The 22624-nt window shown below is 70.0% G+C and carries 23 protein-coding genes and 1 pseudogene; 10 read left to right on the top strand and 14 right to left on the bottom strand.

Features of this window, described 5'->3' with window-relative positions; all coding sequences use genetic code 11:
- Positions 1 to 94 precede the first annotated feature (94 nt).
- Entirely contained in the window at positions 95 to 3313 is a 3219-nt protein-coding gene (locus tag ACIREO_RS38125) for a tetratricopeptide repeat protein (RefSeq protein WP_404119224.1), read from the top strand.
- Positions 3314 to 3361: 48 nt separating this feature from the next.
- Here ACIREO_RS38125 and ACIREO_RS38120 read toward each other — a convergent pair whose 3' ends face one another.
- Together ACIREO_RS38120 and mca are read right to left on the bottom strand one after the other, a co-directional pair.
- On the bottom strand, positions 3362 to 3628 hold the full coding sequence (locus ACIREO_RS38120; protein ID WP_404119222.1) for a hypothetical protein: 267 nt from the start codon (positions 3626 to 3628) through the stop codon (positions 3362 to 3364).
- Between the two features lies 1 nt (position 3629).
- Complete coding sequence (gene mca / locus ACIREO_RS38115) at positions 3630 to 4511, bottom strand: mycothiol conjugate amidase Mca (RefSeq protein WP_404119220.1); 882 nt, start codon at positions 4509 to 4511, stop codon at positions 3630 to 3632.
- A 97-nt stretch (positions 4512 to 4608) separates the two neighbouring features.
- On the opposite strand from mca, the gene ACIREO_RS38110 reads away from it, so the two are divergent.
- The 4 genes from ACIREO_RS38110 to ACIREO_RS38095 all read left to right on the top strand — a co-directional run bounded on the left by ACIREO_RS38110 (position 4609) and on the right by ACIREO_RS38095 (position 8376).
- Positions 4609 to 5013: a DUF4307 domain-containing protein gene (locus ACIREO_RS38110; protein WP_404119218.1), complete on the top strand. Its 405-nt coding sequence runs from the start codon at positions 4609 to 4611 to the stop codon at positions 5011 to 5013.
- Between the two features lie 190 nt (positions 5014 to 5203).
- On the top strand, positions 5204 to 5701 hold the full coding sequence (gene greA, locus ACIREO_RS38105; RefSeq protein ID WP_205018541.1) for a transcription elongation factor GreA: 498 nt from the start codon (positions 5204 to 5206) through the stop codon (positions 5699 to 5701).
- Positions 5702 to 6011: 310 nt separating this feature from the next.
- Entirely contained in the window at positions 6012 to 7556 is a 1545-nt protein-coding gene (locus ACIREO_RS38100; protein ID WP_404119215.1) for an FMN-binding glutamate synthase family protein, read from the top strand.
- A gap of 61 nt (positions 7557 to 7617) precedes the next feature.
- On the top strand, positions 7618 to 8376 hold the full coding sequence (locus tag ACIREO_RS38095; protein ID WP_404119213.1) for an alpha/beta hydrolase family protein: 759 nt from the start codon (positions 7618 to 7620) through the stop codon (positions 8374 to 8376).
- A gap of 50 nt (positions 8377 to 8426) precedes the next feature.
- On the opposite strand, the pseudogene ACIREO_RS38090 reads toward ACIREO_RS38095, so the two are convergent.
- The 4 genes and pseudogenes from ACIREO_RS38090 to ACIREO_RS38075 all read right to left on the bottom strand — a co-directional run.
- A pseudogene (locus ACIREO_RS38090) lies at positions 8427 to 8528 on the bottom strand (ABC transporter permease); the annotation flags it as partial.
- A 207-nt stretch (positions 8529 to 8735) separates the two neighbouring features.
- Positions 8736 to 10991, bottom strand: a complete 2256-nt coding sequence (locus ACIREO_RS38085; RefSeq protein ID WP_404119211.1) for an MMPL family transporter — start codon at positions 10989 to 10991, stop codon at positions 8736 to 8738.
- A gap of 161 nt (positions 10992 to 11152) precedes the next feature.
- Positions 11153 to 11836 (bottom strand): response regulator, encoded by a 684-nt coding sequence (locus ACIREO_RS38080; protein WP_404119210.1) that lies wholly within the window; start codon positions 11834 to 11836, stop codon positions 11153 to 11155.
- Positions 11833 to 12978, bottom strand: coding sequence for a sensor histidine kinase (locus ACIREO_RS38075; protein ID WP_404119208.1), 1146 nt, complete (start codon positions 12976 to 12978; stop codon positions 11833 to 11835). The genes ACIREO_RS38080 and ACIREO_RS38075 overlap by 4 nt, the downstream gene beginning before the upstream one ends.
- Before the next feature lie 226 nt (positions 12979 to 13204).
- Here ACIREO_RS38075 and ACIREO_RS38070 point away from each other — a divergent pair, with 226 nt between their 5' ends.
- On the top strand, positions 13205 to 13417 hold the full coding sequence (locus tag ACIREO_RS38070; protein ID WP_404119206.1) for a hypothetical protein: 213 nt from the start codon (positions 13205 to 13207) through the stop codon (positions 13415 to 13417).
- 18 nt (positions 13418 to 13435) lie between these two features.
- On the opposite strand, the gene ACIREO_RS38065 is transcribed toward ACIREO_RS38070, so the two are convergent.
- From ACIREO_RS38065 to ilvA, 7 genes are all read right to left on the bottom strand, one after another.
- Positions 13436 to 13573 (bottom strand): hypothetical protein, encoded by a 138-nt coding sequence (locus ACIREO_RS38065; RefSeq protein WP_404119204.1) that lies wholly within the window; start codon positions 13571 to 13573, stop codon positions 13436 to 13438.
- A gap of 80 nt (positions 13574 to 13653) precedes the next feature.
- Positions 13654 to 13875 carry a hypothetical protein gene (locus ACIREO_RS38060; protein WP_404119202.1) on the bottom strand — a complete coding sequence of 74 codons (222 nt, stop codon included), beginning with the start codon at positions 13873 to 13875 and terminating at the stop codon, positions 13654 to 13656.
- A 338-nt stretch (positions 13876 to 14213) separates the two neighbouring features.
- The gene (locus ACIREO_RS38055) at positions 14214 to 15287 is read right to left on the bottom strand and encodes a helix-turn-helix domain-containing protein (RefSeq protein WP_404119200.1); all 1074 of its coding nucleotides are present in this window, start codon (positions 15285 to 15287) and stop codon (positions 14214 to 14216) included.
- Positions 15215 to 15397, bottom strand: coding sequence for a hypothetical protein (locus tag ACIREO_RS38050; RefSeq protein WP_404119198.1), 183 nt, complete (start codon positions 15395 to 15397; stop codon positions 15215 to 15217). Before ACIREO_RS38050 ends, ACIREO_RS38055 begins: the two co-directional genes overlap by 73 nt.
- 369 nt (positions 15398 to 15766) lie before the next feature.
- Positions 15767 to 16606, bottom strand: a complete 840-nt coding sequence (locus ACIREO_RS38045; protein WP_404119295.1) for an ABC transporter permease — start codon at positions 16604 to 16606, stop codon at positions 15767 to 15769.
- Positions 16607 to 16614: 8 nt separating this feature from the next.
- Positions 16615 to 17619 (bottom strand): ATP-binding cassette domain-containing protein, encoded by a 1005-nt coding sequence (locus ACIREO_RS38040; protein ID WP_404119196.1) that lies wholly within the window; start codon positions 17617 to 17619, stop codon positions 16615 to 16617.
- A gap of 165 nt (positions 17620 to 17784) precedes the next feature.
- Positions 17785 to 19014, bottom strand: a complete 1230-nt coding sequence (ilvA, locus tag ACIREO_RS38035; protein ID WP_404119194.1) for a threonine ammonia-lyase — start codon at positions 19012 to 19014, stop codon at positions 17785 to 17787.
- A gap of 156 nt (positions 19015 to 19170) precedes the next feature.
- On the opposite strand from ilvA, the gene ACIREO_RS38030 reads away from it, so the two are divergent.
- Complete coding sequence (locus ACIREO_RS38030; RefSeq protein ID WP_404119191.1) at positions 19171 to 19701, top strand: MarR family winged helix-turn-helix transcriptional regulator; 531 nt, start codon at positions 19171 to 19173, stop codon at positions 19699 to 19701.
- Positions 19702 to 19778: 77 nt separating this feature from the next.
- On the top strand, positions 19779 to 19970 hold the full coding sequence (locus ACIREO_RS38025) for a DUF1059 domain-containing protein (RefSeq protein WP_404119188.1): 192 nt from the start codon (positions 19779 to 19781) through the stop codon (positions 19968 to 19970).
- 53 nt (positions 19971 to 20023) lie between these two features.
- Here ACIREO_RS38025 and ACIREO_RS38020 read toward each other — a convergent pair whose 3' ends face one another.
- Positions 20024 to 21169, bottom strand: a complete 1146-nt coding sequence (locus ACIREO_RS38020) for a cystathionine gamma-synthase (protein WP_404119185.1) — start codon at positions 21167 to 21169, stop codon at positions 20024 to 20026.
- A 79-nt stretch (positions 21170 to 21248) separates the two neighbouring features.
- On the opposite strand from ACIREO_RS38020, the gene ACIREO_RS38015 reads away from it, so the two are divergent.
- Positions 21249 to 22352, top strand: coding sequence for a hypothetical protein (locus tag ACIREO_RS38015; RefSeq protein WP_404119183.1), 1104 nt, complete (start codon positions 21249 to 21251; stop codon positions 22350 to 22352).
- 41 nt (positions 22353 to 22393) lie between these two features.
- On the top strand, positions 22394 to 22558 hold the full coding sequence (locus ACIREO_RS38010; RefSeq protein WP_404119181.1) for a hypothetical protein: 165 nt from the start codon (positions 22394 to 22396) through the stop codon (positions 22556 to 22558).
- The last annotated feature ends 66 nt before the right edge of the window (positions 22559 to 22624 follow it).

Here is a 22624-nt window from a genome sequence, read left to right as displayed (position 1 = left end):
CGGGCGTGCTCCCTCGCGCTCACGGGCCGTACGCAGGACACTGGGTGCTTGTGACGGCCGGTCGGGCCGGAGTCGCCGGAACCTAGGGGGACGCATGCGGGACAGCCATCGGGCGGAAGCCGAACGGCTGTTGGTACGTGCCGTGGAGGAAGAGGCACGGCGGACAGGAGGCAGGACGGACTCCGGCGCGCTGCTGGCGCGTGCGCGGGGCGCGCTCGACACCATGGCGGCGGGCGCGGGCGACGAGTACGCCGCCTACACCAGCGCACTGGACGCCGCCGGGGCCGGCCGGCAGCCGCTGTCGGCACGGTTCAGCAGAGCGACTCTGGGGACGCCGCTGCTGGTGACGGGAGTGACCGCCGCGGCCGCCTTCGGCGCGGATCTGGCGCTCGGCACCACGGCCGGTCTCGCCCTGGGCGCGGGCGTGGTCGTCGCCGCCGCGGGGACCACGGCGACGGTGGCGAGGGCGACCGCCTCGCACTGGCCCGCCGCGCATCGCAGGGCGGGCGAGCGGAACCAGCCCGGCGGCCCCGAGCAGCTGCGGCTGGAGTGGCTGACGGCCCTGGAGGTACGGGGCATCCGCCCGTACCTCGACCAGCAGCGCATGCTGACCGCCTCCACCCGTAAGCCGAAGAAGGCCGGCGCTTCCGTGGTGGCGCAGCTGCGCGGCGGTGACCGCAGCGCGGCGGCCCGCACCCGCTCGCTCCTGGAGCAGTCCTTCGGGCATCTGCCCGCCGTGGACGGCCCGTTCGCGGGCCGCCGAGTTGAGCTGGCGCAGATCGCCCAGTGGGTGCACGCGGCCCGCGCCGCGACCGAGACCAGGCCGACCGTCGTCGTCCTGCACGGCGCCCCCGGCTCCGGGCGCACCACGCTCGCCGTACGGGCCGCGCACGCGCTCAAGGACCAGTTCCGCGGGGCGTGCGTGGTCGACCTGCGGGGCGATGTCTCCGGGGAGACCCCGCTGCCGACCCGGGACGCCCTGCTGCACCTGCTCAACCGGCTGGGAGCACCGCGCGAGCAGCTGCTCTTCCGGGAGAGGTCGTCCGCCGAGCAGCAGGTGCGGCGCCTGAGCGAGCTCTACCACCAGCATCTGACGGGCACACCCGTCACGATCGTCCTGGACGACGCCACCGACGCCGCCCAGGTCCGCACGCTCGTCCCCGAGCGCTCCGACAGCCTGGTCCTCGTCACCGCGCGCGAGCCCCTCGCCCTGCCCGACGACATCCCCGCCCGGGTGTACCACCTGCCGGTCGGCGGTCTGGACGCGGCGGGCGCCGAGGAGCTGCTGCGCGAGTCGGCGCAGGACGAGGAGAAGGGTCCGTACGACTACCCCTCGACCGACACCGTCACCGAGCTGTGCGGCGGGCTGCCGCTCGCCCTGCGTGTCGTGGGCTCGGCCCTCGGCGCGCGTTCCCGGGCCGAGCTCGCGACGGCCCTCGGGGCGTACGGTCCGGTCGCGCCCGTCGAACGGGCCCTGTGGCTGCGCTACACCGACCAGTCCGAGACCGCCCGCCGGCTGCTGCGGCGGCTCGCCCTGGCCGGGCGGGCCAGCCTCGGGGCCGCCGCGGCGGCGTCGCTGCTGTCCTCGGACGAACAGGAGGCCGGCCGGCTGCTGGAGACACTGGCCGGAGCCGGGCTCCTGGTCCATGTGCGGGGCGCGCGCTACCGGCTGCACGACCTCGTACGGGACTTCGCCCTGGCCAGGCTGCTGGACGAGGAACCGGCGGCCGACCGTACGGCCGCGCAGGAACGCCTCATCCAGAACTACGCGGAGCTCGCCGACGCGGTGATCCGCATGGTCGACGGCAAGATGTCCACCCGCGCCGGGCAGTTCGGCTCGCACGGCTTCAGTTCGCTGGACGCCGCGCTGCGCTGGCTGGACGACGAGTCGAGCTTCATCACGTCGGCGCTGCGGCACGCCGAGGGCGTCGACCAGGCGGCGGTGCTCCACCTGCTGGGCGCCCTGTGCGACTACTGCCTGCTACGCGGCGACCTCTACCGGCTCGGTGAGATCAGCGAGCTGACGCAGGCCGTGGACCAGGGGCTCCTGGAGCGCTCGGTCCAGTGGCGTACGGGTATCGCGGCCCGGCAGCTCGGGGAGCTCGACAAGGCCCGCACCACACTGTCCTCCGTCGTCGGCCTCTACCGCGAGGCGCAGAACGACGCGGGCGCCGCCCTCGCCCTCTGCTCCCTGGGCATCACCCTGCACCACCAGGGCAATCTGACCGAGGCGTCGGCCCGGCTGCGGGAGGCGCTCGCCCTCCAGGCCTCCCCGGAACAGGCCGAGGACCGGGCCTGGTCCCTGCACGCCCTGGCCGCCGTCGAGCGCGACCGGGCGAATCTGTCCGAGGCCCTGACCCTGCTGGACACCGCGCTGGCCCTGCACCGCGAGGGTGAGTCGCTGCACGGCGAGGCCTGGTCGCACTTCCAGCTCGGCCAGGTCTGCCTGCGCCTCGGCGAGGTCGCCCGCGCCGAGGAGGAACTGTCCACCGCGCTGGAGCTGTACGGCCGCACCCGGGACGAGCGCGGGGAGGCCTGGGCCCTGACCCAGCTGGCCCGCGCCCGGCTCCTCGACGGCGACCCCGCACCGGCGGTCGAGCAGCTGCGCGAGGCACTCGGCCGGCACCGGGACAACGAGGACGCGCGGGGCGAGGCGTGGACGCGGTACTACCTCGGGCAGGCGCTGGAGGAGGACGGCGACACCGACCAGGCGGTACGGGAGCTGGAGCGGTCCCGCACGATGTTCTCCCGGATGCGGGACGTGTACGGGCTGGCGTGCGCCCGCCACCATTCGGGGCGCGTCACCCGTGACCAGCGGGCCGCGCAGACGGGCAACCTGCGCAACTCCGGCTTCGCCCGGCAGCTCCTGGTGGACGCCCGCGCCGACTTCCGGCGGATCGGGGTGGCCCACGGCGAGGCCTGGACCTGCCTGGAGCTCGCCCTGGTCGACGGCGGGAACAACCGCGCCGCGCAGGCACTGGAGCTCTGCGGCGAGGCGATCACCCTGTTCTCGTCGTACGGCGACTCCCGGGGCGGCGACTGGGCGGCGTTCCTGCGGTGCACGCTCCTGCCGTACGCCTCACCGGGCGGCAGCGAGGTGGGCACGGCGGTGGCCCAGCAGGAGCTCGCGGACCTGCTGGAGGCCGCCCACCCGCTGCGGGACGCCAAGCTGGAGGACTGCGCGGAGGCCTTCCGGGTGGTCCTGAACCGCGGGGTGGACCTGGAGGACGGCTGGCAGGCCTGGCGCCTGGGCCTGACCCCGTCCCGGCACGCCCGCGAGGTGATGGGGGTGCCGGTGGGAGTACGGCCGTAGCGGGCCACCCCCGTCCCTTTGCCGGGGAGCCGGGGCGGCCCCGCCGCGTCAGCCCTTGCCCGAGGCGGTCGCCTTCGTGCCGGAGGTGGCCGCCTCCGGCTTGCCGCCGGTGCCCGCGGGCTTTGCCGCCGGGTCCGGGGCCTCCTCGAAGTCGACCTTGCCCATGTGGCGGTTCATCGACTTCATCAGGAACCACACCCCGACGGCGAGCGCCGCGAAGACGAGGAAGCCGAGGACGCCGGGAGTCACCTTGTTCTTGTCGAGCTCATCGGCGGCGAGCGGAACGAGCTGCGTCAGTGCCTGGGTCGCGTACATATCAGGCATTGTCGCGGATGCCCGCGAAGAGGTCGCTCTCGGGGAGGGAGGTATCGACGAGAGACTTGGCCAGCTCGTACTCCTCGGTCGGCCAGATCTCCCGCTGGACGTCCATCGGCACCCGGAACCAGCCGCCGTCCGGATCGATCTGCGTGGCGTGCGCGACCAGCGCCTTGTCACGGATCTCGAAGAAGTCGTCGCACGGAATGTGCGTGGTCAGCGTGCGTTCGGCGCGCTCGAACTCCTTCCAGCGCTCCAGCCAGTCGCCGTACGGTGACTCCAGCCCGCGGGCCAGGAGCCCCTCGTGCAGGGCGACCGTGCGGGGCTTGTTGAAGCCCTGGTTGTAGTAGAGCTTCTGCGGCTGCCAGGCCGGACCGAACTCCGCCTCGGGGAACCTCTCGGTGTCCCCCGCCCCCTCGAACGCGATCATCGAGATCGTGTGCGTCTTGATGTGGTCGGGGTGCGGGTACCCGCCGTTCTCGTCGTAGGTGGTGATCACCTGCGGCCGGAACCCGCGGATCTTCGCGACGAGACGCCCCGCCGCGGTCTCGTCGTCCTCCAGCGCGAAGCAGCCCTCCGGCAGCGGAGGCAGCGGGTCGCCCTCCGGCAGGCCCGAGTCGACGAAGCCGAGCCACTCCTGCTTGACGCCCAGGATCTCCCGGGCCTCGTCCATCTCCTTCTTGCGCACCTCGTGGATGTTCGCCTCGATGTACGCGTCCCCCTGGAGCTTCGGGTTGAGAATGGAGCCCCGTTCGCCCCCTGTGCAGGTGACGACCAGGACGTCCACCCCCTCGGACACGTACTTGGCCATGGTGGCCGCGCCCTTGCTCGACTCGTCGTCGGGGTGGGCGTGGACGGCCATCAGTCTCAGCTGCTCGGTCAAGACTCGGTCCTCAGTGATTGGTCGTGGTGGTCGGCTTCTATAGTGACTGAACCGGGGGGTGGAAAATTCCTCGATCCCCGGTACGGGAGGAACGATCATGGCAGCGGTGCGCGAGGCCTTGCCCGAGGGGCGCTACGGCCGGTCGCAGGACCGGCGCGCGGACCGTCAGCTGAAGATCATCGGATCGGTGCTGGGTGTGGCCTTCCTCGCGGTGTTCGGCTGGTTCGGTTACGACTACGTGGCCGGCCAGGACGTCAGCGCCGAGCTCATCAAGTCCAAGATCGTCTCGGACAGCCGTGCCGAGGCCCACCTCGAGGTCCGCAAGGACCGGGACATCGACGGGCACTGCACGCTCCGCGCCCTGAGCGAGGACGGCGGGGAGGTCGGCCGGGCCGACTTCCGGTTCGACGAGCGCTCGGACCGTATCGACGAGGTCGTCTCCCTGCGCACCACTTCCAGGGCGACGGCCGTGGAGCTGAAGGGCTGCGCCGCCGACAGCTGACCGCACCCGGGGCGCGCGCCACCCGAGATACCCACGCTCCCGCGCCGACCTGCGCGGACGTACGTCTGACGATTTACCTTCTCCCCCTTTTCGCGCGGAATTGTTAGGCTCGTTGTTTCGCCCACCCGTGGCAGCGCATGCTTGGGGTAGGGCGTTGCTTTGTATTCCCAGCACCGACGAGGAGCACCCTGTGACCCAGACCAGCGATAACGTCACCTGGCTCACGCCGGAGGCGTACAACCAGCTGAAGGCAGAGCTGGAGTACCTGTCTGGTCCCGCGCGCACGGAGATCTCCGTCAAGATCGCGGCGGCCCGCGAGGAGGGTGACCTCCGCGAGAACGGCGGGTACCACGCGGCCAAGGAGGAGCAGGGCAAGATGGAGCTCCGGGTCCGTCAGCTGACCCAGCTCCTGGAGCACGCGAAGGTCGGCGAAGCACCTGCCGACGACGGCGTGGTCGAGCCCGGCATGGTCGTGACGATCGCCTTCGACGGCGACCCGGACGACACGGTCACCTTCCTGCTCGCCTCCCGTGAGTACGCGAGCACCGACATCGAGACCTACTCCCCGCAGTCCCCGCTCGGCACGGGCGTGAACGGCAAGCGGATGGGCGAGGACGCGGAGTACGAGCTGCCGAACGGCAAGAAGGCCACGGTGAAGATCGTCTCGGCGAAGCCCTACCAGGGCTGATCCCACACACGTGTACGGAACCCCGGTCGCCGGTGCGGCCGGGGTTCCGTCGTGCCCCCGGTCCCGCTGGACGACCGTCACGGGCATGGCCAGGTGCGCCCCGGGGCGCCAGGTGCGACCCGGGGCGGCCGGGGCGGTGGCGGCCCCGGCGTCAGCCTGGTCACAGGCCGGTCCGAGCGGGCTCCTAGTATGAGAAATCGTATTCTCCGACGGACGCTGACGCCCGCTTGGTCGTGCCCGCCGCCCAACGCCTGACACGACGACGTCCGATGCACGGCGACAGAGCCGGGCATCGAGGAGAGGAACGTTCATGCGCGCCCGGAGCATCGCAGCGGCCACCGCAACAGCAGTAGCGCTGGTGGCAGCCCGCGACCTCGTCCAGAAGAAGCACGCACTGCTCCGGAACTTCCCGGTGATCGGGCACGCCCGCTACCTGCTGGAGACGATCGGGCCGGAACTGCGGCAGTACATCGTGACCTCCAACGACGAGGAGCGCCCGTTCAGCCGCGACCAGCGCACGTGGATCTATGCGTCGGCGAAGGAGGAGAACAACTACTTCGGGTTCGGAACCGACAATGACGTCGAACACATGCAGGGGCACGCATACCTGAAGCAGCGCACGTTCGCCGGTGCGCTCCCCGACGTGCACGACCCGCAGGCCCCGCTGCCCTCGGCCAAGGTGCTGGGCGGGCCACGTGGGCGCGCCCGGGCGTTCCGGCCGGCGAGCGTGGTGAACATCTCGGCGATGAGCTTCGGATCGCTCTCCGGTGCGGCGATCACGGCGCTCAACAAGGGGGCGGCGCTGGCGGGCACGATGCAGAACACCGGAGAGGGCGGCCTCTCGCCGTACCACCGCAACGGCGGCGACCTCATCCTGCAGATCGGCACGGCGTACTTCGGCTGCCGCAACGAGGACGGCAGCTTCAGCATCGACAGACTCAAGGATGTCGTCGCCGGCGCCCCGGTCAAAGCGATAGAGATCAAGCTCTCCCAGGGCGCCAAGCCGGGGCTGGGCGGGATGCTGCCGGGCGCGAAGGTCACCCCGGAGATCTCCGAGATCCGAGGTATCCCGCTCGGTCAGGACTGCGCCTCCCCCTCGCGGCACACCGCGTTCAGCGACGTCGACTCGATGCTCGACTTCGTCGAACTGATCGCCACCGAGACCGGTCTGCCGGTCGGGGTCAAGAGCGCGGTCGGCGAGATGGACTTCTGGCAGGAGCTGGCCAAGCTGATGGCACGTGGTGACCGTGGTGTCGACTTCGTGACCGTCGACGGCGGCGAGGGGGGCACGGGGGCAGCGCCGCTGACCTTCGCCGACTCGGTGTCGCTGCCGTTCCGGATGGGCTTCTCCCGCGTCTACGGCACCTTCGCCGAGCTGGGGCTGACCGACGACCTGACCTTCATCGCCTCCGGCAAGCTCGGCCTGCCCGAGAACGCCGCGGTCGCCTTCGCCCTGGGTGCCGACATGATCAACGTGGCACGTGAGGCGATGCTGTCGATCGGCTGCATCCAGGCGCAGAAGTGCCACACCGACAAGTGCCCCACCGGCATAGCCACCCAGAACCCGAGGCTGGCCCGCGGCATCGACCCGGTCTCGAAGGCCACCCGGGCCGCCGCCTACCTGCGCACCCTGCGCCGGGAGCTGATGAAGCTCTCGGCGGCCGTCGGCGTCCCTCACCCGGCACTCATCACAGCCACCGACATCGAGATCATGAACGGCGACTACGACGCCCGCACCCTGCTCAGCGTCTACGGCTACAAGAACGGCTGGGGCGAGCTCGGCCCGCACCTCGCCGAGGAGCTCACCGGACTGCTCACCACGAAACCGGCTTCCGAGCAGAAGCCGGTCGTCTGACCCGCCGGTATGGCCCGCGTCCTTCCTGTCCCGCGAACAGCCCACGCCTAGGTGATCACATATGCCCGAAAAAGTAAGATTCCAGAGCACCGTCGGCCCCGAACTGGCCGGAGTGATCGACCATCCCGAGGGCGAGATCCGGGGCTGGGGGCTCTTCGTGCACGGATTCACCCTCGGCAAGGACTCGCCGGCCGCCTCGCGTGTCAGCAAGCAGCTGGCGCGCGAGGGGATCGGGATGCTGCGCTACGACAACCTCGGGATCGCCGACTCCGACGGCGACTGGGGAGACGGTTCCTTCACCATCAAGGTCCAGGACACGATCCGTGCGGTGACCCTGATGGCGGAGCGGGGAACTCCGGTGGAGCTGCTGGTGGGGCACTCGTGGGGAGGCGCGGCCGTCCTCGCCGCAGCGGCCGAGGCGACCGGCGTCCGCGCGCTCGCCACCATCGGGGCGCCCATCGATCCCAGCCACGTCGAGCGCCAGTACGACGCGGTCATGGACCGCGTCCTCAGCGAAGGGGCACACGAGTGGTTCGTCGGCGGGCGGACCCTGGTCCTCAAGCGGGCCTTCGTCGAAGACGTCCGCCGGGCCCACCTGCGCGACCTGATCAGCGAGTTGAACCTGCCGCTTCTCGTCATGCACTCGCCCACCGACTCCACCGTCGACATCTCCAACGCCGGAGAGATCTTCCGCGAGGCTCAGCACCCTCGGAGCTTCGTCGCGCTCGAGGAAGCAGACCATCTCCTGACCGCACGAGGACAGGCGCAGCGAGCCGCCCACATCATCAGCGCCTGGGCCGACCAGTACATCCGCGCGTGAGGTGACAACCCAGTCCGACCAGCTGGCTTCGGACCGTCATCGGTCCACTGTGAACGGTACTTGCGGACGGCCGGCGCCCGGCACGCGTCGATGATCAGGACCGACCAGAACCCAGAGGCGAGGACCGGGTGCTGCACGGGCCAGGCATCCGGGCAGGGCACCCACTCCTCGAAGGCCCCGCACAACGAGGGCTTCCGGGGCCGACCGCGCCTCCTGACCACTCCTCATCCCTAGACACTCGAAAGTTCATCGACAGCCAAACGACAGGTCCAGGGGCCAGGCGCCCGACCGGGCGTGACGATCGGGTTGCTCCCGGAGCGCGGGAGCAACCCGATCAGGAACCCCTACGCCCGGGGGGATCAGGCGAGTTGCTCCTGCTTGTCGCGCGGCTTGAGGAGTTCTTCGTGTTCCAGGGTCGCGCCTTCGGTGTCGACGTTCGGGAGTATCCGGTCCAGCCAGCGGGGTATGGCCCAACTGGCCTCGCCGAGGAGTTTCAGTGCTGCCGGCACCAGGACCATGCGGACCGCGAGTGCGTCGACCAGGACGCCGACGGTGAGGGCCAGGCCGATCGAGGCGACCATCGGGTCGCCGCCGCTGAAGGCGAAGCCCGCGAATACCGAGGCCATGATGGTGGCCGCGGCGATGACGACGGGCGATGCCTGTCCGAATCCACGCAATACGGCCGCCCGCGTGTCCAGTCCGTTCTTGTGGGCGTCGTGCATGCGGGAGACCAGGAACACCTGGTAGTCCATGGCGAGGCCGAACAGCACGCCCACCACGAGCAGCGGCATCAGGCTGCCCAGGGGGCGGGCTTCGTCGAGGCCGACCAGAGCGCCCGCCCAGCCCCACTGGAAGACCGCGACGGTCACTCCGAGGCCCGCGGCCAGGGACATCAGGAATCCGGCGGTGGCCAGCAACGGCACTGCTATGGAACGGAACACGAGGGTGAGCAGAAGCAGCGAGAGCCCGACCACGCAGATCAGATAGGTGATGAGGCCGGACGAGAGCTGGGAGTTGACGTCCACGTCGACCGCGGTCTGTCCGGTGACCGAGACCTTCGCGCCCTTCACGTCGTCCGTCGAGGTCCGCAGCAGGTTCACCAGATCGTTGGTACGTGTGTCGGAGGGGCCGTGTTCCGGAGTGACCACGAGGAAGGCGACATCGGGCTTCTCGGCGGGCTGGACGGGGCTGACGTCGGCCACACCGTCCAGAGCGGCGATGTCCTTCGTCTCACCGGCCGCCGTGTCAGCCGCGTTCGTACCTTCGAAGAGCACGATCAGAGGGTTCTGTGCGCCCGCACCGAAGGCGTCGCTGATGGTGTTGTAGGCCGCGCGCTGAGTGCTGGCCGGGTCGGGGCCACCGGGGGGATCGAGCTCGGTCTTGAGTGAGAGGACCGGCAGGGCGAGCAGGGCGACGGCCATCGCGGCGACCAGGATCGCGAGGACAGGCCGGTTGACCACCAGCAGGGCCCAGCGGCCCAGCAGGCCCGGACGGGACTCCTTGTCACGGCCACTGTGATCAGTGGGCTCCGCGGCTGCCGGCGTCCCGCCGGAGGCGGCTGCGGCAACGGCGGCGATGGCGTTCGGGCGTTCCTTGCGGGGCAATGCCTTGTGGCCGAGGGTCTTCAGCGCGGCCGGCACGATGGTGAGTGAGGCGGCGACGGCCACGACCACGGCGAAGGCCGCGCCCTGTCCCATCTCGGTGATGAACGCGATGCGCAGGATCGCCAGCCCCACGAGGGCGATGACCACGGTGGTGCCGGCCACCACCACGGAGGTTCCGGCCGTGCCGGAGGCCCGGGCCACCGCGGAGTCGATGTCGGCCCCGCGTCGCAGCTCGTCCCGGAAGCGCGAAAGGATCAGGAGGGCGTAGTCGATGCCGACCGCCAGCCCCAGCATCAGGGCGAGGATCAGCGTGGTGGACTGGATGCCCTCACCGGCTGATGACCAGGCGAGGATGCCCACGATACCGACGATGACGCCGCCCAGGGCGGTCAGCATGTTCGCGCCGGCCGCGGCCAGCGAGCCGAAGGTCAGCAGCAGTACGACGAAGGCGATGACCACGCCGATGGCTTCGGTGATGCTGGCGATCTCGGGCGGGCCCTCATCGAGGGGGGTGCCACCGAGTTCGATGGTGTACCCCGCGTCCTTCAGGTCCGCCGAGGCCTCGCGGACGTTGTCCTCGACGACGGCTTGGTCGGCCTCGATGTCGACCGTGAGTGTCGAGACGGCGACCGAACCGTCCTCGGAGACGTAGGGACGGTTCTTGTCGTAGGGGTCCGCGGCGGACAGTACGTCGGGGATGTCGGCGGCGCGGGACACCGCGTCCGTGACCAGCTTCTTTCCGGCCGGATCGGCGAGGGAGGTGCCGTCGGGTGCCTCGACGACCAGCATCAGCTCGCCGGACTCGGGTCCTGGGGCCGCGGGGAACGCCTTGTCCATCGTGGCGAGCGCGGTGGTGGACTCGGCGCCCGCGATGCTGAACTCGGCGTCGGAGAACTTCGCTCCGGTGATTGTCATGACCGTGAAGAGCGCGGTCAGCACGATCCACGCGCCGGCGACGACGAGCCGGTGGCCGGCGCTGAACGCACCGACCCTGGACAAAAATCGAGACATCGAGAACTCCTGCGTCAAGGTAGTACGACGGCCGCGCGAATGCCGGCCTGATGCCTCACCTTCCGTCGCGGGGTGCTTGTCGGTCGTCACCCAGACGCTGTAGAGGACGTACTGCGCCCGGTGTATTTTTTTGACCGGGGTGCTGCTGGGGCGCACTGTGGTCAGTCGTTGAGCAGGCCTGCGCGCAGTGCGGCGACTACGAGTTGCGCCCGGGTCCGGACGTGTATCTTGCTCATCGCCCGGTTGACGTGGGTTTTCACCGTCAGTGGTGAGATGAACAGGCGTTCCGCGATGGCGTCGTTGCTCAGGCCCCGGGCGACCAGTGTCGTGACCTCGCGTTCGCGGGCGGTCAGGGTCGCGGCCTTGCGCAGGTCCTCGGGGGAGGCCTGTTCGTGTGGCCGGTGACGGCGTGCGGTGTGGGCGAGGTGTCCGACGACGGTGTCGGTCGCGACGGCGGACAGGGACGTGCCCCCGGCGGCGACCCTTGCGAGCGACCGCATGAGTTCCTCGTGGTCCGCCGACTTCCCCAGGAAGCCGTTGGCGCCGGCCTTGAGGGCCGCGAGGACGTTCTCGTCGGTGTCGAAGGTGGTCAGCACGAGGATGCCGATGTCCGCGGTGACCGGATCGTCGCGCAGCCGGACGATCGCGCCCACGCCGTCGAGCACCGGCATCCGCAGGTCCATGAGGATGACATCGGGCACCAGGGCCCGTGCCATGTCGACGGCCCGGTGTCCGTCGCCCGCCTCGCCGACGACGTCGACGCCCTCGCCGGTCTCCAGCAGGGCGCGGATCCCGGAGCGGATCATGACCTGGTCGTCGACGATGAGCACGCGTACGACGCTCATACGGGCGTCTCCTTCGTGTTTCGGGGCGCGGTCGCCGGGAGCTGGGCGCTCACCAGGAATCCGTCCGCATCCGGGCCTGCGTGAAAGGCGCCACCCAGCAGATGGACCCGTTCCTCCATACCCACCAGCCCCAGCCCGCTCCCCACGGACGCCGCCTCACGCGGCACCCAGGCATTACGGACCGACACCGTCACATACCCGTCGACCGGAGCGTCCACGACCACCGAGACCCCACCGTCCCCGTACCGCTGCGCATTGGTCAGAGCCTCCTGCAGCAGCCGCTGCGCCGCGGTGAGAGCGAGCGGCGCGAGGACGAGCAGGTGCTCCAGCCCGTCGGTCTCGACCCTCAGACCGATACCGGTGAAACTCCGCAACAGGTCCTCGATCGCGGCGGCGTCGACAGGAACGGACGGCGCCCGTTCCGACTCCGCCGCACGCAGGACACCGAGGACGACTCCCAGCTCCTCCATCACCGACTGCGTGGCGGCCTGCACATCGGCAAGAGCGCGCTCGGCGACCCGCGGCGAGCGCACCAGATTCGCCCGGGCGACATTGGTGTGGACACTGACCACCGCCAGATGATGCGCCACGCTGTCGTGCAGCTCCCGCGCGATCCGCAGCCGCTCCTCCGCCACATGACGGGCCACCTCCTCCCGCCGCCGCTCCGCCTCCTGACGACGCCGCCCCACCTCCGCCACCACATAACGCCGCTGCGCCTGCACCCACTGGCCCACCCCGACCATCGCGACCACCAGGGCGACGAGTCCGAACACTCCCCCGCTGCCGCCGCCCCACCACGGAACGTACGCCGCGAACAACGAGATCCCCGCGACCAGCACTCCGGCGGCGACCGCGTCGAACCGGGGGCGGCGCAGCGCGAACAGGAACAGCAGCCCGCTGGCAACCGCCCAGGTGCCCCACGGCGCCGGATCGCGCAGCTCCAGGCCGGCCAGGAGCGCGGACACGATCACCGCGAGGCTCGATGCCCGCACGGCCAGGCAGGCCCCCACCGCACCCATACCGAGGATGACCCACAACGTCGTGGAACCGGCATGGTCGCCCACGGCCGCGGACACCACGCCCACGATCAACGACACCACGACGGCGAGCATGCCCCCGAACGCCCATCGGTCCGATCTCACCAGTGATCACTCCGTGTTCATGCCCGGACGACTCGTCCACAGATCGGCTGGCGAGCCGGGGGCACGGGGCGGCACACGGCCCTGCGGACGAGAACCGCAGGAAGATCGCCCGCCCGCGTGGCCCGAACCGGCCGCACCAGCGGTTGCCAATGCCGTGAACCCTATGCCACGTTGCCCTGTAGAACACCGTGCCATGGAAGTCGCGACGCATCGCGCAGGAGGACTCATGCAGTTCCGCAGGCGTATGGCGGAGACGGGCAGGATCGCGGTCGAGGCGCGCGGCGGACCCGACGAGGAGTGGACGGAGCCGACGGCTGCCGCGCTGGGTCACCCCTCCCCTTTCACCGACGCGTGGGAGGTGGGGCAGGCCGTTGAGCGAGGTGCGGGTACGGCTCGGTCGTACCGCCGTTCCAGCCCCTCCCGTTCCGCGACTTCATGATCTTCGAACAGCACAACATCAATGCTGGTCCAGGCCGTGGTCGTGCTGAACCTCGACGCGCACGCCGATCTCGCCGGGCGGCCCCTCCCGTTCGAAACTTGCGCGCAACGCGGCCGAGTTGATGACGCTGTCCGCCCAGCTCCAGGCCGTCGGCATCCAGCTCGAACTCCTCACCGGTCCGCTCACCGGCATCTACGACCCCAACGGCATGGGTGCCATGTTCTACGCGGTCCCAGCTAGTTGGCGGAGGGCGCCGGCCGATCCTCGGTGAACTGACACATGCCGATGATCACCAGTCCGAGCGTGCAGGTGCTCACGAACGCGACGCCGCCGACCGAGACGCTCTCAAGCGCTGACGCGCCGAGCTTGGAAGCCAAGAGAGCGCTGATGGTCCCGCCACAAATAGCGATCACGAGGCTGCCGAGGATCGCGAGCGCCTTCTTCTGGTTGGCAAACACTGAGACTTGCCCCTTCTGGATCAGAGGCGACCGGCGTCTCAGGCCAGGCTCGACCGGTCACCTACGTGTGCGTAGATGACCGGAAAGCTCTCGGCCTGGCTGGAGCCGAGGAGTTTCCGGGTCGAGTCCTGTTGCGCAACCCGTTCAACAGACTCGTGCTGGCGGGTAAGTTGAGGCCACTGGCCTCTGGACTCTCGACTTTGCCGCAGGATGGTTGCGAGTCTCGCGGCGTTACCTGCACCCGACTGCTAGTCGGATTAACCACAGGTGACGATAGTTATCGATCGAACGATGCACTTCTAACGACGCGCCGTCAGAAGTGTATCGCCAGCGTGTAGTTAGGCGAATACGCCCAAGTGAGCACCTACCTCGCGCATGTCTGTCGTGAGGGTGCGGCGCTTTTTCGTGATCTCCTCGAAGGTGATCGCGGCGGACGACTGATGCCGAAACCACTCGGGTGCGAGGTCGTCGAGGTGCGACAGCTCCTCCATGGCGGCCGTGACGGGACCGAACATCGACCAGTGGCGCAGCAGGTTCCTGTGCGTCTTGCCCACGGCTTTCGCGGCGGTTCCGGCCGCCTTGCGCAGGGCTTTGGCTTCCTTCGGTCGGTTGTTCCGCGCTGCCGCAGCCGCCGCTTCCATCGCCAGGCCGCCCCACGTCGAGTACTCGTCCGGGGTAGCTCCCATGATCTTCGGCTCGACGATGTCCATCGTCGCGACCGCGATGTCCTCGGCCTCGTCGAACCGCTCGGTCCGTACGAGCAGCCAGCACATCCCACCGACCCCGGATGCGGCCACGAGGTTGTTTCCGGCCGCCTTGGCGTCCTCGATGGCACCCCTGGCTGCCACGTGGGCAAGGTCGAACTGGCGGATCTGCGTCAGATACCGCCCGACCAGGTTCAAGGCCCGCGAGCGCTCCACCAGGGCGTACGTGCGCTCGTCGCCGGAATCGTAATAGGCCACGGCATCGTTCGCCGCCCTGATGAGCGTGGGAAGGTCCGCGGCGATGCTCTGGTAGGTGTCGCCGAAGTACAGGACGGAATTGTCGTACGTCATGCGGCTCAGCCGGCGCAGGTCTGGTTCTTCGCCTGCCGGGGCGGTCGCTGGGCCGAGGGTGAGCGCAGGCGTGAGTGCGATGCGCAGCTCACGAAGGTTCTGACTGTTCGGATCGTCGTGCTTGACGGGCTGGGGAGGCCCGGCCGCCATCAGGTCCGAGGTCTTCAGCTTGAGGGCGCGGGCGAGCGTATGGAGGGTCTCCATCCGGACGCCGCCATGGCCCTGTTCGATCTTCCGGATCGGCCCAATCGACATGCCGGCGCGCTGTGCGAGCTGCTCCTGGCTCAGCCCCGCAGCGCGGCGATCGAGGCCATGAACGGGTTGAAGGCGCCCCAGAAGTCCCCGAAGGCGCCCCATGCATCGGGCTCGCCTTCCGGCACGAAGAGTTCCGTCACGCCAGGGTCAGCGTCCTGGACGATGAACGAGTGCGGGGTCGGGGTGTCGGCCTCGGCCTTGCCTGTGGCCATCTTCGGGGCGCTAGGCGCCTCCTTGTGTCCGCCTTCTTTGCCGCCGAGGCTGCGGGGACTGGCCCGGCTGCCTCTGTGGTGGCCGTGGCGGGCTCGTCCGCCGGGCCGGGTGCATCGCACTGCGACCATCCAGGACATGCTCAGCGCCATCGTGACCGCGCCTGCGACTGTCCCTGTCCGGCTGTACTTCCTTCGGCGGTGTTCGGGCATAGAGGCCCCAAACGAAGGCTGTGCAGCATTCAAGTACAGCAGCCATAGGAACACACCTACACCTTGATCGGAATCTCTGATTCCGGGCCACTATGAACGCGAGGCCCGGAACGGGATTGTCATCCCACTCCGGACCTTTTGCCACCTACACGGACCCTGTCAGTTTGCGGCCTTTCGGTACTTGCGTACCGCCAGCGTGCGGAACACAGCGATGATCACCACGGACCAGATGATCGAGGCCCATACGGGGTGCTGCATCGGCCAGGCGTCCGACGGGGAGATGCCGGGGTTCCCGAACAGCTCGCGGCACGCCTGGACCGTCGCACTGAACGGGTTCCACTCGGCAATGGGCTGAAGCCAGCTCGCCATGTTCTCGGTGGGGACAAAGGCGTTCGAGATGAAGGTGACCGGGAACAGCCAGATCAGCCCGCCCGAGGTGGCCGCTTCCGGGGTCCGGACGGAGAGGCCGATCAACGCGCCGATCCAGGAGAAGGAGTACCCGAGCAGGAGCAGAAGGGCGAAGGCTCCGAGCACCTCCCCGATGTTGGTGTGGGTGCGCCAGCCGACCAGCAGGGCCACGATCGCGAGCACGATGACGGTGAGGGTCGTCTGGACGAGGTCGGCCAGTGTGCGACCTGTGAGGACCGCACCCCGCGCCATGGGGAGCGACCGGAACCGGTCGATCAGTCCCTTCGCCATGTCGTCCGCGATGCCCGCCCCGGCTCCCGCCGTGGCGAAGGTGACGGTCTGGGCGAAAATGCCAGCCATCAGAAACTCGCGGTACCCAGCGGCATCGGTCGAGCCCCCGACGACGAGGGAACCACCGAAGACGTAGCTGAAGAGCACCACGAACATGACCGGCTGGATGACCCCGAAGAGCAGCATCTCCGGAATCCGGCTCATCCGAATAAGGTTGCGGCGCGTGATCACCAGGGAGTCGGCGACCGAGCGGCCGAGCGCCCCGCGCGACTTGAGCGGTGCCGGGTTCTTCGCGTCCATGACGGCGCTCACTTCCCGCCCTCCTTCCGGCCCTCTGCGGCCTCGGTCGATGCGTTCTCGCCGTTCCTCTCCAGCTCGGCGGCGTGACCGGTGAGCGAGATGAAGACATCGTCGAGGGTGGGGCGGCGCAGGCCGATGTCGTCGATCTCCACGCCGTGGGTGTCGAGGTCACGGATGACCTCGGCGAGCAGCTTGGCCCCGCCGGTGACCGGGACGGTCAGCTTGCGGGTGTGTTCGGCGACGGAGATCTCCCCCTTGCCGTACGTGGCGAGCACCGAGCGGGCCGGCTCGATCTGGTCGGGCTGGTGCACGACGACCTCGACACGCTCACCGCCGGTACGCGCCTTGAGCTGGTCGGAGGTGCCGCGGGCGATGACCTTGCCGTGGTCGATGACGCAGATGTCATGGGCGAGGTGGTCGGCCTCCTCCAGGTACTGCGTGGTCAGCAGCAGTGTCGTGCCGCCCGCGACGAGCTCCTCGATGACCTCCCACAGCTGCTGCCGGTTGCGCGGGTCGAGCCCGGTGGTGGGCTCGTCCATGAACATCACCGGCGGGGAGACGACGAGCGCCGCCGCCAGGTCGAGGCGGCGGCGCATGCCTCCGGAGTACGTCTTCGCGGTGCGGTCGGCCGCGTCGGCGAGGTTGAACCTCTCCAGGAGCTGGCCGGCCCGCTTCTTCGCGTCACGCCCGCTCATCTGGTAGAGCTGCCCGACCATCCGGAGGTTCTCGCGGCCCGTGAGGTACTCGTCGACGGCCGCGAACTGGCCGGAGAGGCCGATCGAGCGGCGTACCTGGTCGGGGTTCTTCAGGACGTCGATGCCCGCCACGACAGCCTGCCCGCTGTCCGGCTGGAGCAGGGTGGTCAGTACCCGTACGGCGGTGGTCTTGCCCGCACCGTTGGGCCCCAGCAGGCCGAGGACGGTGCCTTCGGGTACGTCGAGGTCGACGCCGTCCAGTGCTCGTACATCGCCGAAGGTCTTCACCAGGCCTTCGGCGTAAATGGCGCCTGGCATACGGGATTCCCCCAGTTGCTCTCGCGTGACTGCCTGAGCGGATCGTAGAGTTCCCGACCCCTCGGCGCCGGGAACACACCGGAGTGTTCGGCGATGCACGGTAACGCGATACATCGCGACCGGCAACAGGTTTTGTGCGGGGGATCCCGGCGCTGGGCCTCGTGCTCAGGACCTGATCAGGTATCCCGCCTCGCGCAGGGCCGCGGCGACCTCCGTGCAGTGCTCAGGGCCCTTGGTCTCCAGGTGGAGTTCCACTTCCGCCTCGGTGAGTCCGAGGCGGGGATCGGTCCGTACGTGGCTGATGTCGAGCACGTTGGCGTCGGCGACGGTCAGCGAGGCGAGCAGCGCGGCCAGCGCCCCGGGCCGGTCGGTGAGCCGCAGCCGCAGGCTCAGATAGCGGCCCGCCGCGACCATGCCGTGCGTCAGGACGCGCTGCATCAGCAGGGGGTCCACATTGCCGCCCGACAGCACGGCGACGACGGGCCCCCGGAACGCCTTCGGATCGCTCAGCAGGGCCGCGACCGGGCTCGCGCCGGCCGGCTCGACGACCATCTTCGCCCGCTCCAGGCACAGCAGCAGCGCACTGGAGAGCTCGTCCTCGGACACCGTACGGACCTCGTCCACCAGCTCCTGGACCAGCGGGAACGTGAGGTCGCCCGGCCGTCCCACCTTGATCCCGTCGGCCATCGTCTGCACCGAGCCGAGCGCCACCGGATGCCCGGCGGACAGCGAGGGCGGAAAGGCGGCGGCACCCGCCGCCTGGACACCGACGACCCGGACGTCGGGGCGGAGAGCCTTCACCGCGACCGCGATCCCCGCGGCGAGACCGCCCCCGCCGATGCCGACGACGATCGTCCGCACCTCCGGGCACTGTTCGAGGATCTCCAGGCCCACGGTGCCCTGGCCCGCGATGATGTCCGGGTGGTCGAAGGGGTGGATGAAGACGGCGCCGGTCTCCTCGGCGTACTCCTGGGCGGCGGCGAGCGTCTCGTCGACGACCTGGCCCTCCAGCCGGACCTCCGCGCCGTACTCCCGGGTCGCGGCGACCTTCGGCAGGGGCGCGCCGACGGGCATGAAGACCGTGGAGCGTACGCCGAGCAGCGACGAGGCGAGTGCGACACCCTGCGCATGGTTTCCGGCACTCGCAGCCACCACTCCGGACGCCCGTTCGACGGGGCTGAGGCCGGCGATCCGCACGTACGCGCCGCGCAGTTTGAACGACCCGGTGCGCTGGAGGTTCTCGCACTTGAAGTGGACCGGCGCACCGACGAGGGAGCTGAGATAGCGGCTGCCTTCCATCCCGGTCGTTCTGGCCACCCCGGACAGCATCTTCTGCGCCCCTCGGACGTCATCGAGGATCAGCTGAGGAAAGGGGCCTGACGTACGGAAGTTCATGACAGCAAGTCTTGCAGTTCGGAGCGTCCGAGGCCGTCGCATCTCATGGTGGCCTGCGGTGGTGTCCACAGGTTTGTGCAGCGCTGGTACACGTTGCCCCGTGGCCGCGTACTCTGTCCCCCACCCATCCGAACCGCACGAAGAGAGCCCCCAGCCATGCCCCCTCAGGACATGACGACTGCTGCGTCTCCTTCCGGAGGCGCGGCCCCCGGACATCCGGGAACGGACCACCTGCTCGACGCTCTCCAGCACCAGGTGGCCGTCTTCGCCCGCCGTGCCGAGCAGACCCGCCTCGGCGGTGTCGGCCAGGTCCGCAACTCGATGGACCGGGCGGCCTACCTGCTGCTCAACCGGCTCGACGTGGAGGGCCCCATGGGCGTCAAGGCGCTGGCCGCGGGCATGGGGATCGACTCCTCGACCGTGACCCGGCAGGTCGCGCCGCTCGTCGACACCGGCCTGGTCAAGCGCACCTCGCACCCGGAGGACGGGCGCGCGGTCGTGCTGCAGCTGTCGCCGCGCGGCCAGTCGCGCCTGGAGGAGGTCCGTGAGTCACGGCGTGAGCTGATGAACCAGGTGACCGGCGAGTGGACCGAGGAGGAGCGCGACACCTTCTGCGCCCTGCTGACCCGGTTCAACGCGTCGCTGGCGGCCCGGCAGGCGGCGCACCAGCCGGCTCAGGAGAACTGACCGGGCTTCCGGCCTGTTCGTGCGGCTCATCGGAACTACCCTGGAAGGGCCTGCACTCGCGAGTCGAGGAGGCCGTGATGACACGGAAGATCGCCGACTGCCGTAAGTATCCGAGCGTCTCGAACTGCACCCTCACCATCTCCGGTGAGGAGGACGAAGTCGTCCGGGCCGCCGCCGAGCACGCGGTCTCGGTGCACGAGCACACGGACGGTCCGGAACTGCGCGAGCAGGTCCGGGCCTCACTGGAGGACGAGAAGGCCGCCGCCTGACCGCGCACAAGCCCGGCGCCGGAGTACGACTGTTCCCGGCGCCGGGCCGGCTGTCAGCCGAGGGCCTGCGTCAGGTCGGCCAGCAGGTCGTCGGCGTTCTCGATGCCGACGGACAGCCGGACCAGGTCGGCCGGCACCTCCAGCAGGGAACCCGCGGTGGACGCGTGCGTCATCCGGCCCGGGTGCTCGATCAGCGACTCGACGCCGCCGAGCGACTCCCCGAGCGTGAAGAGCTTCGCGCGGTTGCAGACCTCGACCGCCGCCTCCTCGCCGCCCGCGACGCGGAACGACACCATCCCGCCGAACGCCTTCATCTGCTTGGCGGCGACCTCGTGCCCCGGGTGCTCGGGCAGCCCCGGGTAGAGGACCTGGGTGACCTTCGGGTGCCGGGTCAGCAGGTCGGCGACCTTGGTGGCGTTCTCGTCGTGACGGTCCATACGGACCGCGAGGGTCTTGATGCCGCGCAGCACCAGCCACGCGTCGAACGGCCCGGCCACCGCGCCCATCGCGTTCTGGTGGTACGCCAGCTCCTCGGCCAGCTCGGGGTCGCTGACGACGAGCGCGCCGCCGACGACGTCCGAGTGGCCGCCCATGTACTTCGTGGTGGAGTGCACCACGACGTCGGCGCCGAGCGAGAGCGGCTGCTGGAGGTAGGGGCTCGCGAAGGTGTTGTCGACGACCAGCCGGACGCCCGCCTGCCGGGCCACCCCGGCGACGGCCGCGATGTCCGTGATGCCGAGCAGCGGGTTCGACGGCGTCTCCACCCAGATCGCCTTGGTACGCGGGGTGAGCGCCGCCCGCACCGCGCTCACGTCCGAGGTGTCGGCGACCGAGAACTCCACGCCCCAGCGCGAGGCGACCTTCGCGAACAGCCGGAACGTGCCGCCGTAGGCGTCGTTCGGGATGACCACGTGGTCGCCGGGGGTCAGCAGCGCACGCAGGAGGCAGTCCTCCGCGGCGAGGCCCGACGCGAAGGCGAGCCCACGGCGGCCGCCCTCCAGCGCCGCCAGGTTCTCCTCCAGCGCGGTACGGGTGGGGTTGGCGCTGCGGCTGTACTCGTAACCGCCGCGCAGCCCGCCGACGCCGTCCTGCTTGTACGTGGACACCTGGTAGATCGGCGGGACCACGGCGCCGGTGAGGGGATCCGCCGTGTTGCCGGCGTGGATCGCAAGGGTCTCGAAGCTGTGCTGGTCGCTCATGGGGCCCGAGCGTAGTTCGTCAGGAGGGCGGTTACAGGCCACTCGCCGCTCGGATACCCGTCCGGGGACAATGGACCGCATGGAGATTCTCTGGTTCCTGCTCGCCCTGTGCATGCTCGTAGCGGTCGTCGGCCCGATCATGCTGCGCCGCCGTGGCGGTATCCGCCAGGTCGCGCCCGGTTCGCCCGACGCCGCAGACCCGGACACGTACGGCTTCGCACGCCAGGAGGAGCTGGACATCCGGATGCCGGGGCCCGACCAGGACCTCCTCGACGTCCTCGATGTCGTCCAGGGCACCCAGAGCTGGCGCGCCGCCTCCCAGCTGCTCGCGGGTACGCCCAAGGAGAGCGAGATCCGCTGGCAGCGGGTCCAGGCGTTCGCCGGTGCGGCCTCCCTGGAGCTGGCCCAGCGGCCCGGTGCCGGCGGGTCGTGGCTGAGGACGTGGCGGGCCGAGGCCCCGAAGGACGCGGGCGCTGCGGCGGTGCACGCGGAGTTCCTGGTGCAGCAGGCGTGGCGTACCGGCACGGTGGGCACCGACGACTTCCGGATCATCCTGGAGGAGGCGCGTACGGTCTGCGGCGAGGCGGCCCTGCTGGCCCCGGGCGACCCCGTCCCGTACATCGTCGAGCTGGCCGTCGCCCGTGGACTGGGCTACACCCACGAGCAGTTCGACCAGCTCTGGGTGAAGATCATCGACCGCGCCCCCGCGCACATGGGCGCGCACATCGCGGCCCTGCACTTCTGGTGCGAGAAGTGGCACGGCTCCCGCGAGGAGGCCGACCGCTTCGCGACGACGGCCGCCGCCCGCGCCCCGCGGGGCTCGCTGCTGGCCGCACTGCCGCTGTTCGCGGTGTACGAGCACCTCCCCGAGGTCAATCTGGTGCAGGGCTTCTACCGCGGCGTCGTCGTGACGAAGGCGGTCGAGGGCGCGATGTTCGCGGTGCACGCCGCGCGCGCGGACGACCCGGTGCTCGCCCACGTCAGGCATCTGCTGGTCCTCTTCCTGGTCCGCATGGAACGCTGGTCGGAGGCGATGCACCAGCTCGTCCACATCGACGGCCATGTGGGCTCGCTGCCCTGGACCCAGAATCCCGACCCGGCCGCCGAGTACACGGTGTACCGGGCTCTGGCCGTCGCCGGTTACGAGGCGAACGGCGGCAGCCCCGCGACGCTGCTCCACTGACCCGGCACACCCGCCCCCTCCGGATTGGACCGGCACCCCTCATGGCACGACTGATCCCGCTGATCCTGATAGCGCTTGCCGTCTGGTTCTGGCTGCGGGCGCGCAGGAAGACCGCCGCGTACATGGCCTCCTACGAGAACCCCTCCGCCCGGGACCGGGACGGCGAAGGCGACGAGCACCGTGATCCTCCGGCCCCCGCGGCCTGAGACCCCGGAATCCACGGCGCCCCCGCGGCGTTGTACGGATCGAACACCGACCCCCGGAGGAGCCCC

The organism is Streptomyces sp. NPDC102441 (assembly GCF_044765585.1).
Lineage (GTDB): Bacteria > Actinomycetota > Actinomycetes > Streptomycetales > Streptomycetaceae > Streptomyces.
Note: the sequence above shows the minus strand (reverse complement) of the source record. Positions and strands in the feature narration are given on the sequence as shown.